The organism is Pannonibacter phragmitetus DSM 14782, from assembly GCF_000382365.1.
GTDB lineage: Bacteria > Pseudomonadota > Alphaproteobacteria > Rhizobiales > Stappiaceae > Pannonibacter > Pannonibacter phragmitetus.
This window is the reverse complement of record NZ_KB908236.1, coordinates 1-12,107: the sequence shown is the minus strand read 5'-3', so window position 1 is coordinate 12,107 and position 12,107 is coordinate 1. Positions and strand designations below refer to the sequence as shown.

Sequence of the window (12,107 nt, the reverse complement as noted above, 5' to 3'; positions counted from 1 at the left end):
GGCAGCACGCTGTCAGCGGCAACGAACCGGCTTGCGCGGCATTCAACTGCAGGGTCAGACAATGAAATCAGCCACCTCATCCGGAAACAGCTTCGCGCTGGCCGCCGTGTGTCTTTCGGCGCTCATGCTGGGGCTGGAGATCACCAGCATTCCCTCCATTCTTCCCACGCTCGAACATGTGCTGCCGGCGGATTTCCGCCAGCTGCAATGGATCATGAACGGCTACACCATTGCCATGTGCGCGGTTCTGATGGCCATGGGCGCCCTGGGCGACCGGTTCGGCCGCAAGCGCATCTTCATCGCCGGTGTCGCCGTCTTCGGTGCGGCCTCGCTCATCTGCGGGCTCGCCACCAGCGCGCCCCTGCTCATAGCGGCGCGGTTCCTGCAAGGCTTCGCCGCCGCCGCCATGCTCGCCTGTCAGGTGGCGGTGCTGTCGCATCAGTTCCGGGACAGGGCAGACCGGGGCAGGGCCTTTGGCTGGTGGGGGATCATCTTCGGGATCGGCCTTGGCTTCGGCCCCATTGCCGGGGGCGGCATCATCACGCTGGCCAGCTGGGAATGGGTGTTTCTCATCCATGTGGGCCTTGCCGCGCTCACCGTGCTGTTTGCCCTCAAGGGCGTTGAGGAATCACGCGATCCCCACGCGGTGCAGATCGACCTTGGCGGCATGATCACCCTGTCGCTGGCGGTGCTTGGCATCGTCTATCTGATCACGCAAGGGGAGCAGCCGGGGCCGGACAACCCTGCGGGGCTTGCCATCCTGTCGGCCTGCATCGTTTGCCTTGGTCTCTTCGTTCTGATCGAGACGCGCATCGCCCGGCCGATGTTCGACTTTGCCGCCCTGCGGATCCGCAGCTTCTCCGGCGCGCTGCTCGGCTCCTGCGGCATGAATTTCAGCTTCTGGCCTTTCGTCATCTATCTGCCGATCTACCTTCAGGCCGTGTTGGACTATGACGCCATCAGCGCCGGTCTGACCGTGCTGGCCTATACCGTGCCGACGATCCTGGTGCCGCCGCTGGCCGAAAAGCTGCTGCTGCGCCGCGGCCCCGGCATGGTCATCCCCCTTGGGCTTTTCCTGACCGGCGCCGGGTTCCTGCTGCTGCATCTGGCTGTCGTCAGCGGGGAGGCGGGCTGGCTGACGCTGCTGCCCGGCTGCGCCGTTGCCGGGATTGGCCTTGGCTTCACCAACACGCCGGTCACCAACACCGCAACCGCTGCCGTGCCGCCGGAGCGGGCCGGCATGGCTTCGGGCATGGACATGAGCGCAAGGTTCATTTCGCTCGCCGTCAACATCGCGGTCATGGGGCTGATCCTGTGGAGCGGCGTCCACGCCCATCTGGCCAATGTCTTCAACGGGGCGCCCGCTGACAACGTTCTGGCCAGTCTTGCCGGCGCCGTATCCGCCGGAAATCTCGCCGCCGCCACCGGTTACGGCCTCTCCCTTGCGGAGGCCCGGGGTGCCCTGACACAGGGCACCGGCTGGGTCACGCTCTACGGCGCCATCGCCGCCTGGTGCTTCGCCGGCCTCTCGCTCCTCACCTTCGCCAGCCGCAAGCCAGTCCCGGCAGATGCCTGCCTGAGGTGACAGGAACGAGAAAAGCCGCTGGCGGATTTCCGCCGGCGGATGTTTCCTGGAGAAGGGCGTCATGCGGCAGGTAGCTGGCGCCGTTGCCGGTCTCCGGGAATGACTGGCATAAATGGCTGGACAAGCACGGAGCAAGACCATGAACGATGTCATCGAGATCAATGGCGAGAAGGCGGTGATCACTTTTGACCCAGAGCTTCAGATGCTGCGGGGGGAGTTCGTGGGCCTGAGTGGCGGGGCAGACTTCTATGCTGAAAGCGTCCACGATCTGATGGAAGAGGGCCGCAAGTCACTGGCCGTCTATCTTGAAATGTGCTTGGAAAAAGAATCGAGCCGCGCCGGAAATTCTCCGGAAAATTCAATGTCCGCCTGAAGCCGGAAGACAACGCCACCGCCGCTGGAGCCGCAGGCAAAAGCCTGAATGAATGGATTACGGCGGCAATCCGTGAGGCGGCGGAGTAGGGGGAATTGCCGTCTCTCTGCCCGCGTCAGGTGAGAGTGATGATCTGCGCCGGGGGCTTGCGGATGCATGTCACCCGATTGAAAATGAGCCGTTCGCCGTTCCCGGCAGTGGGTGGATTATGAGCGAGTATCAGTTTTATGATTTTCTGGCCGTCGGCAAGCCGCTTACCAGGACAGATCTGGAGGCTCTGAGGTCCTTGTCCACGCGTGCCCGGATTTCCTCCACCAGCTTCACGAACTCCTATGAATGGGGCTCCTTCCGGGGGGATCCGGATAGCATGATGGAGCGCTGGTTCGACTTGCATCTCTATCTGGCGAACTGGGGAGCCCGCCGGCTGATGATGCGTTTGCCTGCCGATCTGGCCGGCCGCGCCCGGTTCGATCAGTTGGCCGGAAGCCTCCATTGTGTAGAGCTGCGTGCCGCTGGCCAAAACCTCATTCTGGATATTTCCATTGATGAGATGGAACTGGATGGCTGGGAGGATGGCGCGGGATGGCTGGCAGCACTTGCTCCGTTGCGTGCTGACGTGCTCGCCGGTGATCTGCGGCTTTTCTATCTTATGTGGCTGATGGAGGTTGATCTGGGGCTTGTGGCGGCGGACCAGTTGGAGCCAATGCCCGGTATCGGACCAGTAACGGATGCGCTGGAAGCTTTCGCAGATTTTTTTGGAATTGACTGCGATCTCGTGGCAGCCGCCGCCGAACGGGAAGACGACGCCTATATGGGCGTGGACGTATCTTCGGAGACCGCAGCGCAGGTTATTGCCGGGCTGCCTGATGCGGACAAGTCCGGTTTTCTTGTCCGCCTTGTCAGTGGCGATGCGCATGTTGTCAGCGAATTGCGTGCCCTTGTCCGCAACAGCCTTAAATCTGCGAATACAGACTCTCCCGTTGCCGCGCGAACGGCAGGTGACCTTTGTGCCCGCGCCAAGATGCTCCGCAAGGCTCGTGAGGCAGAACAGGCCGCACAGGCAGAGGCAGAGATCAAGCGGCATGAGGAAGAGAAGCTGCGGTTTTTTCGGACCAGGGCCGATCAATTAATGCGGCACGGGTACAATGTCTGGGACGAAATCAACTCAGAGGCCGAACGGCGCAATGCGTCAGGCTATGACACAGCCGCCAATCTAATCCGTGCACTCAGGTCCATTTATGAAGAAAACGGATCGCTTGACGAATTCAGGCTGCGCCTTCAGGAGATTCGCGATCTTCACGCAAGAAAAGAACGTTTTCTGGAGAGATTTGCGGATTTGGGGTGACTGATTCCCCGTCGTACCGGAAGCTCTGCTGAAACTTCAAAGTTTGGCGCAGCTAGGCTGTCTTCACATAGGCTGGCTCCCGCCACTTCAGGACCTGTCTGGTATGGGCACGATGGACCGGAACCTGCTGCCAGCGTTCGAGACGGCTTTTCGGGGCGAATACCTTCGCTTTGACTATCAGGATGCAAAGGGCAGGCACATCAGGCGCGAAGTCGAACCATAGGCCATGCTGATCCTGCCACCGCTTTGGTATCTTGTCGGATGGGACCCTGGGCGCGAGGACTTTCGTCATTTCCGGATGGACCGGATAAGTCATCCACAACCAGTTGCGGGAAAGAGCTTTCGTCAACGCCACGTCCCATTCGAAGACGATGTTTGCCCCTACCGGTTATACCAATGCTCGATGAGCTTGACTCATCGAGCATTGGTTAAGCCCGTGCGGCGCTTGAGCATTTTCAAGGCGTGATGCGTCAGCATCTCAGCGCCTTGGTATTAGTTACACAGGTCCCGTGAAGGACGCATCTGGAGAGTCTTGTGTGGCAGCCGGGCTTGTTCGGCGGCCCTATCTCCCCTGCCGGTATCGGTATCGCCAAGTTGTTTGCCGCCAATGTCAGTGCAGCCTGCGCTGCGGCGCTGCCCGGGCTGCATGGCCTGACGTCAGAAGATGCAGGTCTTGAAGGGCAGGGCGGCGGCGCCAATGGCGGAGGCCTCGCCTTCCAGCTCGGAGACGATCAGCTTGGGCGTCCTGCGCCGGTTGCCGTAGCGGGGGCTGTTGTTGAAGGTGACTCGCTCGATCAGCATGTCGGCGAGTTTGCGCGGGACTTCGCCGCCAAACACGATTGCCTGCGGATCGATCACCGACCAGATGGCGTTGAGCAGCGTGTTGGTGAAGGGCGTGACGTCATCGACCCAGGCCTCGACACCAGGCCAGTCGGGGCGGAAGTTGCGTCTCAGCCATTCCAGGCTCGGAACATGCATGCCTTCAGCCTCAAGACGGGCGATGAGCAACTGCAGGGCCGGGCGCCGCTTGCCGCCCTCCACATCGACGATGCCGCTGAACTCGCCCGCATTGCCGTTCGAGCCGGCATAGAGCTCGCCGTTCAGGATCAGCCCGCCGCCGAAGCCGTAGTTGAACGACAGATAGGCAAAGCTCTGGACGTGGCGCCCGACGCCCAGCATCGCCTCGCCGACGGCGGCGGTGCTGGCGCCGTTTTCCACCCAGACCGGCAAGTTGAAGCGCCGCGCGAGCAGCGGCCCCAGCTCGATCAGCGACCAGTCATGCAAGGGTAGCGGCGCATTGTAGGTGGTGCCCTCGATGCGGTACCCGGCAATGCCGAGGCTGAGCCCCAAGATCTTTTCGGCGGCGACACCGCGCTGGTCGAGGAGTTGTGCCAGCCGGTCCTGAATGCGGCCGAGGCTGTCCGAAAGGCTCTGGCCGCCGATGTCGACGGAGACGGTCTCGGCCGGACCGGCGAAGGGCATCAGGCAGAGGCCGGCCCGGTCCGTGTTGACCGACAGGCCGACCGTCCAGGCGAATTCCGGGTTGAGAGACACCGTCGGGCTCGGCTGACCGCGGCCGGTGCCGGGCCTCGGGCTGCCAAGCAGAATGAGGCCGCGTTCGGCAAGGGCATCGATGATCCGGTGCACGGACTGCTGCGCCAGCGGCAGGCGCGCGGCGATCTCGGAGCGGGAATGACCCGGATAGGCCCGCGCCAGGCGCAAGAGGGCGCGCTCGTTGTCCGAGACGACCTCGCACGGGTCGCTCGAGCGCAGGAACCGGGGCGAGATCAGGGAGACGGGATCATAGGTCATGGCCGTATTTAAAGCACAGGGCAGGCCGGCTGCAAAGGCGTCCTGCGTCACGGCATTGTCACACCTAAAGTGTAGTAATTCACCTGCCTTCACCACCTCCCCATGAGGAGCCGTCATGACTGTTCGAGCCACTGCCGCCGCGCTGTGCGCGCTGGCCTGCACCACCCTGTCCAATCCGGTCAACGCCGCCAATTTCGAGTTCTGGTATGGTAATACCGGCAAGATCGAAGAAGCGATCCAGGCCAACTGCGCCAGCTTCAATGCCGCCCAGAGCGAGCACAAGGTCACCTGCGTCGGGCAGGGCGGCTATGAGGTTGCCATGCAGAAGGCAATCGCCGCCTATCGCTCCGGCACCCATCCGGTGCTGATCCAGTTCTTCGACGCCGGCACGCTCGACCTGCTGCTGTCGAACGCCGTGGTGCCTGTCTCCGAGGTGCTGCCCGGCGTCGACTGGAACAGCTACATCGGCGGCGCGCGCTCCTATTACGAGACGTCGAAGGGTGCGCTCTGGTCGCAGCCCTACAATGCCTCGACGCTGATTTTCTACGGCAACCGAGAGGCGCTCGCCTCCGTTGGCGTCAGTGAGCTTCCAGCCACCTGGGAAGGCGTGATCGAGGTCGCGACCAAGCTGCGCAATGCCGGTCATCCCTGCCCCTTCGCCACCGACGGCCATCCCTGGCGCGTGCTTGAGCAGTTTGCGGCCCGTCACGGCGCACCGGTTGCCACCCGGGGTAACGGCTTTGCCGGTCTCGATGCGGAGTACGCCTTCAACGCCGGCCTGCCGGCCAAGCATCTGGAAAACCTTGCGGGCTGGCGCAAGGACGGGCTCGTCCGTCTGGCAGCCGACACGCGCGCCGGCAAGTTCGCCGATGCCTTCAACGCCGGCGAATGCGCCATGATCGAGAACTCGACGGGCGGCTATTCCAGCCATCTCGCTGCGCTCGGCGACAAGCTGATGGTGGGTCTGGCGCCGATGTACGAGGGCGTCGAGCGGCGCAACACGCTGGTTGGCGGTGCCTCCATCTATGTGATGAAGGGGCATGGCGAGGACCAGATCAAGGCGGCGCGCGCCTTCCTAGACTTCCTGCGCGACCCGGCCCCGCAGCTCGAGTTCGTCAAGGCGACCGGTTATGTGCCGGTGACGCAGGCCGCCCTTGACCTGATCAAGACGACCGGCCGGGCCTCGGATCCGGCCTTTGCGGTGGCAGAGCTGGGCGTCACGTCCATGGACGTGGCCGGCAACGAATACAGCCGCGGCATCCGGCTCGGCTTCTTTGTCCAGTTCCGGGATATCTTCATGGAAGAGACGCAGAAGGCCTTCAACGGCGAGAAGCCGATGCAGGCAGCCCTCGACAGCGCCAAGACCCGTGGCGACGAGCTGCTGCGCCGCTTCCAGGCAACCTATGCCGGCGTGACCCTGCCGTAAGCAAGACGGCCCAGCCCCGGGCCATGAGCGTCAGGGGGCTGGTCTTTTTCCCGGAAGGATCCCCAATGCTCGCCCTGTTTCCTCAGCGCTGGCTGGCCGTTGCTCTTGTCCTGCCGCAGACGCTGCTGATTGCGCTGTTCTTCTATCTGCCGGTCTATCTCGCGTTCTACTGGTCCTTCACGCTGGAGCGTCCGTTTGGTGGGGGGGCGGAGTTCGTTGGCCTGCAGAACTACGCAAGAGTGCTGGCCGACCCGGAGTTCTGGGGATCGCTGCGCCTGACCTTTGTCTTCATGGTGATCGGCTCGTCCCTAGCCATCGTCATACCGCTGATCCTGGCGCTCGCCGCTGACAGGCACATCCGGTTGAGCCAGCCGGCACGCAACATCCTCGTCTGGCCGAAGGGCGTGGCCGGGGCCTCGATCGGACTTGTGTTCGTGTTCATTTTCAACCCGTTTCTGGGCCTGCTGGCACCGCTCAATGTCGTGTTTCCGGGGATCTGGAACCCGCGCATCGACGGAACGGACGCCTTCACGATGATTGTCGTGGCCCATGTCTGGGGCGGAATCCCGTTCAACTTCGTCGTTCTGCTCTCCGGCCTGCAGGCCGTGCCGCAGGTGCTGCACAGGGCGGCGGCGCTGGATGGGGCAGGGCCCTGGCGCCGGGTGCGCGACGTCCAGTTGCCGCTGATCGCGCCGCAGCTGTTCCTGGCCTTTGCCCTCGAATTCACCGAAAGCGTCACCGGCGCCTTTGGCCTGATCGACTCGATGACCGAAGGTGGGCCGGGCGGATCTACTACACTTCTAGTGTATAAAATCTACTCGGACGGCTTCCGTGGGTATGACCTGTCGGGTGCTGCGACTCAGACGGCTCTTCTGATGATCTTTGTCCTGATGCTGACGGCCTTCCAGTTCCTCGTTCTGGAACGCCGCGTGAGATACGAGCGCTGACATGGTCGAGAACACCAAGAGCATCGACCGCGTCGCCGGTCTCATTCTGGCCCTCGGCATAGGGTTCGTGCTGCTGCCCCTCGTCGTCGCGGTCATCACGGCCACGCAGGCCTATGAAACGGTACTGACCGGTGGCCTGAGCTGGCTGCCGGGCGACCAGCTCCTCGCCAACATCGACCGGGTGTTCGAGAAGACGCCGCTCCCCGGCCAGCTGGTCAATTCATTCGTCGCGGCCATGCTGGTCGCGACGCTGAAGTGCCTCTTCGCCTTCATGACCGCGCTGGCGATCGTGTTCTTCCAGATCCGCTGGGGCGGGGCGCTGTTTGCCCTGACGCTGGTCACCATCATGCTGCCGCTCGACCTCCGGGTGATCACCACCTATCAGGTCGCCGCCGATGTCGGCATGCCGGTGAACCTCGTGCTGGACCTGTTCGGCATCGGGCCGCTGATGCGGCTCTCGGTACTGGACACCTGGTTCGGGTTGGCGGCTCCGCTGGTTGCGCATGGAACGGGCACCTTCCTGTTCCGTCAGGCGTTCCTTGCCATGCCGCGTGACCTGCCCCGGGCCGCCGCAATGGACGGAGCAGGACCAATCCGTTTTGCCCTCGACATCCTGCTGCCGCTGTCGCGCGCGCCGCTCATCGCCCTGTTCATAATGATGTTCCTCGGCGGCTGGACCCAGTACCTGTGGCCGCTGGTGGCCGCCTCGCGGCCCGACATGCAGACGGCCGTTGTCGGCCTGTCCCGGCTGGCCAACGACATGCCGGGGGCGGTGCCGGACTATCCGCTGATCATGGCCGGCGCGCTCGTCGTCTCGGCCATCCCGCTGGCCATGGTTGCCCTGCTGCAACGCTTCATCGTGCGCGGGTATGCCCTCTCGGAGAAATGACATGACACAAGCCGCTGAAATCGTCCTGAAAGGGGTTGCCAAGCGCTTCGGCACGACCGAGGTGCTGCCACCGCTCGACCTGATCTTCACCGCCAGCGCCTTCACCGTCATCCTGGGGCCGTCCGGCTGCGGCAAGTCCACGCTGCTCAACCTCATTGCCGGGCTGGAAGCGGTCTCCGGCGGGGAGATCGAGATCGGCGGACGGAAAGTGCAGGACCTGCCGCCGCGCGAGCGTGGCTGCGCCATGGTGTTCCAGTCCTATGCGCTCTATCCGCACATGACGGCGGGCGACAACATCGGCTATCCGCTGAAGGTCGCCGGGGTGCCGCGCCGCGAGCGCATGACCCGGATTGCGGAAGCCGCCCGCGTGGTGGGACTTGGCGATCTGCTTGCCCGGCGCCCTTCGGAGCTGTCGGGCGGTCAAAGGCAGCGGGTGGCGATTGCCCGCGCCATAGTGCGTGCGCCGCAGGTGATGCTGTTTGACGAGCCCCTGTCGAACCTCGACGCGCTGCTGCGCCATGAAACCCGTGCGGAACTCGCCGACCTGCACCGCCGCATCGGTGCGACGACGGTCTTCGTCACCCATGACCAGGCCGAAGCGCTGACGCTGGCCGACCAGATTGTCGTCATGAACGCTGGCCGGGTCGAACAGATCGGAACTCCGGCTGACATCTACCACCGCCCGGCCACGCGCTTCGTTGCCAGCTTCATCGGCCATCCGCCGATGAGCCTCATCACGGCCATGGGCGACGGCACCTGGCTACGGCTTGGTGACGGCACGCCGCTGGCCGCCTCCACGCACCGAGGCGCCGTTCTGGCTGGTGTCCGGCCGGAAGCTGTGGTTCTGGACGCGGGAGGGGCATCATTTGTCCCGCTTCACCGGGAAGATCTTGGCTCGCATGTCGTCCAGTTCTTCCGTCTGCCCGATGGTCAGACGGTGGCCGTGCAGTCTCCGGCCGGGCGTCCGGTGCCTGCCGATGCTGGTCTCGGCATTCCCGAGCATGCCCTGCATCTCTTCGACGCCGAAACCGGCGCTCGTCTTGTCTCCTGACCGAAAGGACATTCCGTTGTTGAACTACCGTGACTTCGTCGCCCGCAAGAACCGCCAGCCGTTGATTGTTGCCCATCGCGGGGCCTGGACCAGCGGTCCCGAGAACAGCCTTCTCGCCATCCGCGGCGCCTTTGACGCCGGGCATCAGATTGTCGAGATAGATATCCAGGAGAGCGCTGACGGGATCCTGTTTCTGATGCATGATGACACGCTGGGGCGGATGACCGGCGAAACCGGCGCGGCCTCGGACAGAACCATGGCCGAGTTGGCGAGCTTCAGGCTGCGCGAGCGCGATGGCGGCAGCGATTCAGCCGCGTCGGATGAGCCGGTTCCGGCCCTCGCCCAGGTTTTGGCACAGGCGGAAGGCCGCGGCTTTCTCGATCTCGATGTGAAGCATCCGCACCTGATCGAAAAGGTCGCTGAAACGGCTGCCGAGCTGGGTGCCGCAGCCCGGGTGAACGTCAAGTTCCCGCTGCGTACTGCCGAGGACCTTGCCCGGCTGCGCCACATCGAGGCCACGACGGGCGTCATGGTCATGCCGATGCTGCGGCTGACGGTTGAAACCTGGGCCGATGATGTCGCGCGCGTGCTGGAAAGCGGTGCGGTGATGACCGAAATGAAGTTCGACAGCCTCGACACCCTTCGTGCTGCCGCTGGCCAGCTCAATGCGGGCGGCACCTCGGTCTGGGTCAATACGCTCGATCCCGTCTGCTCGGCCGGGCTCAGCGACAGCCGCGCGGCGCATGAACCGGATGCGATCTGGGGTGTTCTGGTCGAGGCCGGAGTCTCTGTCTTCCAGACCGACATTCCCGATCTGCTTTCTGCCTGGATCAAACGGCAGGGAGTGGCAGCTTGACGGCACCTTCGTCCAAAATCTGGGACTGGTTGATCGACGAGGTGCGCGCGGGTGCGGCAGAAGAAATCCTGCCGCGCTTCCGCCGGCTGTCCTCTGACATGGTCAGCGCCAAATCCGCGCCGGATGATCTGGTGACCGAAGCGGACCGGCAAATGAAGCAGCGCCTGCGCGAGGCCTGCGCGCGCCTGATGCCGCAGGCCCTGTTCCTGGGCGAGGAGGCGGTCTCCGCCGACCGGAGCCTGCTGGAGGCGTTGCCGCAGGCGGAACTGGCGATTCTCTGCGATCCGGTCGACGGCACCTGGAACTTCGCCAATGGCCTCGCGGTGTTCGGCGTCATCATCGCGGTGCTCAGGCGCGGCGAGCCGGTGTTCGGTCTGCTTTACGATCCGCTCGGCGATGACTGGGTCATGGCCGAGCGCGGGGCAGGTGCGTTCTTTGCCCGGCCGGGCAGTGAGCCGGAACGGCTGTCGGTGCAGCCGGGCCCGGCAGGGCAGGGCAGGGCGTTGCCGGATTCGTGCCGCTGTACCTGTTTCCAAAGCAAGACCGGCCGCGGATTGCAGCTGGCATGGCTGAACTCGGCCGGGCGACTTCGCTGCGCTGCTCCTGCCACGAATACCGCCTGCTGGCGCAGGGCCGCGTCGACTTCAACGTCAGCGCTAACCTTCAGCCCTGGGATCATATCGCCGGTGCGCTGGCGGTGGAGGAGGCAGGCGGTATAGCAAGGCTTGGCGACGGCTCGCCCTATCGCGGTGCACAAGTTCAGAAAGGCCCGCTGATCGCCGCCGCATCTCTGGCAGTCCATGGTGAGATCTGCGAATGCCTTGGGTTTGCCGAAGGGTAACAACACCTCTCTGCAGCGGCTTGCGGCTTTTGCATTCGGTGGCGCCCGCCCCGGCCGTAGGGTCGGGGCATCTGCGGCAACACACCTGTACAGAAACTGAAAATGGCGTCGTGAATTCTACCGCAGAGCCCCGTTGAGAATGGGGGGCATCAGATCGCCGATTGCACCCAAGCCGATGCGCTCACAGAAGGACACGGTGAATGCGACATCTTGCTTGCCCATTTCGCGCGTTACCCGCGCTTCGGTCGAGACGATGCCGATTGTCGAGGTGATGAGGCCTGCGATGCGCGCTAGTGGGCCGGCGACTGGCGGCGCACACCCCTTTGAACCTGAACAACAAGGTTTTGCCTCTGTGGCAACCTTTGCTAGGCGATCATGCCGCCGCAATGATCAAAATTTATTGCCGATCATCGAGGCGTAATATCGTTTATTTTTCTTCTCGGGATTTTTTCTTTCCTTGAAGGAGAAAAAGATTCGTATTTCTATTGTGTGCGGCTCTTTGGGGAGGTTATGAAATTCACAGCCTTCAATCTCGTTTTCATTTACTTGTCCAGGCTTCGCAGTCTGCACCTCAATATACGCAGACCCAAGCATGCATTCTGCACGCTTGGTAAGCAGCATATGCTTCCCATCAATCTGAATTGAGGAGGCATTTCCGAAATCCCAGGAAAACGCGAAAGCAAACAGGAAGATGAATTTAAAGCGTAACCCCACGGTGAGTGCCGCCTTGTTCGGTGATGGCGAACATCGGAAGTCCTAGTGCAACACTAGGAGTAGTCGTATGACGAAGCAGCCGATTGCAGTGATCACATCTGTCGAGCGCCGCAGGCGCTGGTCTCGGGAGGATAAGGAGCGGCTCGTTGCAGCCTGCCTCGAGCCGGAAGCGGTTCTTTCGGAGATTGCCCGTGGGGCCGGTATCCATGTCAGCCAGCTCTTCCGTTGGCGCAAGGAGCTTTGCCAGATCGAGCAGCCGCGAATGGAG

The 12,107-nt window shown here is 63.2% G+C and carries 13 protein-coding genes and 1 pseudogene; 12 read left to right on the top strand and 2 right to left on the bottom strand.

The genetic code is table 11. The features are described from left to right. Window positions 1-61 precede the first annotated feature (61 nt). From H163_RS0120625 to H163_RS24920, 5 genes are all read left to right on the top strand, one after another. Window positions 62-1,585: an MFS transporter gene (locus H163_RS0120625; protein ID WP_019966518.1), complete on the top strand. Its 1,524-nt coding sequence runs from the start codon at window positions 62-64 to the stop codon at window positions 1,583-1,585. A gap of 139 nt (window positions 1,586-1,724) precedes the next feature. Then, window positions 1,725-1,958, top strand: a complete 234-nt coding sequence (locus tag H163_RS23350; RefSeq protein WP_147290426.1) for a type II toxin-antitoxin system HicB family antitoxin — start codon at window positions 1,725-1,727, stop codon at window positions 1,956-1,958. Next, window positions 1,898-2,047, top strand: coding sequence for a toxin-antitoxin system HicB family antitoxin (locus H163_RS24730; RefSeq protein WP_115336448.1), 150 nt, complete (start codon window positions 1,898-1,900; stop codon window positions 2,045-2,047). Before H163_RS23350 ends, H163_RS24730 begins: the two co-directional genes overlap by 61 nt. 119 nt (window positions 2,048-2,166) lie before the next feature. Continuing rightward, window positions 2,167-3,303, top strand: coding sequence for a hypothetical protein (locus tag H163_RS0120615; protein ID WP_019966517.1), 1,137 nt, complete (start codon window positions 2,167-2,169; stop codon window positions 3,301-3,303). A 226-nt stretch (window positions 3,304-3,529) separates the two neighbouring features. Further along, entirely contained in the window at window positions 3,530-3,769 is a 240-nt protein-coding gene (locus H163_RS24920) for a WYL domain-containing protein (protein WP_280176603.1), read from the top strand. 191 nt (window positions 3,770-3,960) lie between these two features. On the opposite strand, the gene H163_RS0120605 is transcribed toward H163_RS24920, so the two are convergent. Beyond that, window positions 3,961-5,115: an ROK family transcriptional regulator gene (locus H163_RS0120605; protein WP_019966515.1), complete on the bottom strand. Its 1,155-nt coding sequence runs from the start codon at window positions 5,113-5,115 to the stop codon at window positions 3,961-3,963. 115 nt (window positions 5,116-5,230) lie between these two features. Between H163_RS0120605 and H163_RS0120600 the strand changes: the two genes are divergently transcribed. From H163_RS0120600 to H163_RS23340, 6 genes and pseudogenes are all read left to right on the top strand, one after another. Next, window positions 5,231-6,541, top strand: a complete 1,311-nt coding sequence (locus H163_RS0120600) for an extracellular solute-binding protein (RefSeq protein WP_019966514.1) — start codon at window positions 5,231-5,233, stop codon at window positions 6,539-6,541. 65 nt (window positions 6,542-6,606) lie between these two features. Then, the gene (locus H163_RS0120595; RefSeq protein ID WP_019966513.1) at window positions 6,607-7,488 is read left to right on the top strand and encodes a carbohydrate ABC transporter permease; all 882 of its coding nucleotides are present in this window, start codon (window positions 6,607-6,609) and stop codon (window positions 7,486-7,488) included. Between the two features lies 1 nt (window position 7,489). Beyond that, window positions 7,490-8,377, top strand: coding sequence for a carbohydrate ABC transporter permease (locus H163_RS0120590; RefSeq protein ID WP_019966512.1), 888 nt, complete (start codon window positions 7,490-7,492; stop codon window positions 8,375-8,377). Between the two features lies 1 nt (window position 8,378). Then, window positions 8,379-9,428, top strand: coding sequence for an ABC transporter ATP-binding protein (locus tag H163_RS0120585; RefSeq protein ID WP_019966511.1), 1,050 nt, complete (start codon window positions 8,379-8,381; stop codon window positions 9,426-9,428). A gap of 16 nt (window positions 9,429-9,444) precedes the next feature. Continuing rightward, on the top strand, window positions 9,445-10,284 hold the full coding sequence (locus tag H163_RS0120580; RefSeq protein ID WP_160118258.1) for a glycerophosphodiester phosphodiesterase family protein: 840 nt from the start codon (window positions 9,445-9,447) through the stop codon (window positions 10,282-10,284). Window positions 10,285-10,382: 98 nt separating this feature from the next. Next, window positions 10,383-11,125, top strand: a pseudogene (locus H163_RS23340) (inositol monophosphatase family protein). A 390-nt stretch (window positions 11,126-11,515) separates the two neighbouring features. Here H163_RS23340 and H163_RS0120565 read toward each other — a convergent pair. Further along, a complete protein-coding gene (locus tag H163_RS0120565; RefSeq protein ID WP_019966508.1) occupies window positions 11,516-11,839 on the bottom strand; it encodes a hypothetical protein in 324 nt (107 codons plus the stop codon). A 67-nt stretch (window positions 11,840-11,906) separates the two neighbouring features. Between H163_RS0120565 and H163_RS0120560 the strand changes: the two genes are divergently transcribed. Then, the coding region (locus H163_RS0120560) for a transposase (protein ID WP_019966507.1) at window positions 11,907-12,107 on the top strand (201 nt) is incomplete at its 3' end.

Excerpts from the sequence above, each read along its gene's own strand:
- H163_RS0120590 (WP_019966512.1), top strand. The coding sequence starts at position 7,490 with ATGGTCGAGAACACCAAGAGCATCGACCGCGTCGCCGGTCTCATTCTG.
- H163_RS0120605 (WP_019966515.1), bottom strand. The coding sequence starts at position 5,115 with ATGACCTATGATCCCGTCTCCCTGATCTCGCCCCGGTTCCTGCGCTCG.
- H163_RS0120600 (WP_019966514.1), top strand. The coding sequence starts at position 5,231 with ATGACTGTTCGAGCCACTGCCGCCGCGCTGTGCGCGCTGGCCTGCACC.
- H163_RS24920 (WP_280176603.1), top strand. The coding sequence starts at position 3,530 with ATGCTGATCCTGCCACCGCTTTGGTATCTTGTCGGATGGGACCCTGGG.
- H163_RS0120585 (WP_019966511.1), top strand. The coding sequence starts at position 8,379 with ATGACACAAGCCGCTGAAATCGTCCTGAAAGGGGTTGCCAAGCGCTTC.
- H163_RS0120595 (WP_019966513.1), top strand. The coding sequence starts at position 6,607 with ATGCTCGCCCTGTTTCCTCAGCGCTGGCTGGCCGTTGCTCTTGTCCTG.
- H163_RS0120615 (WP_019966517.1), top strand. The coding sequence starts at position 2,167 with ATGAGCGAGTATCAGTTTTATGATTTTCTGGCCGTCGGCAAGCCGCTT.
- H163_RS0120625 (WP_019966518.1), top strand. The coding sequence starts at position 62 with ATGAAATCAGCCACCTCATCCGGAAACAGCTTCGCGCTGGCCGCCGTG.
- H163_RS23350 (WP_147290426.1), top strand. The coding sequence starts at position 1,725 with ATGAACGATGTCATCGAGATCAATGGCGAGAAGGCGGTGATCACTTTT.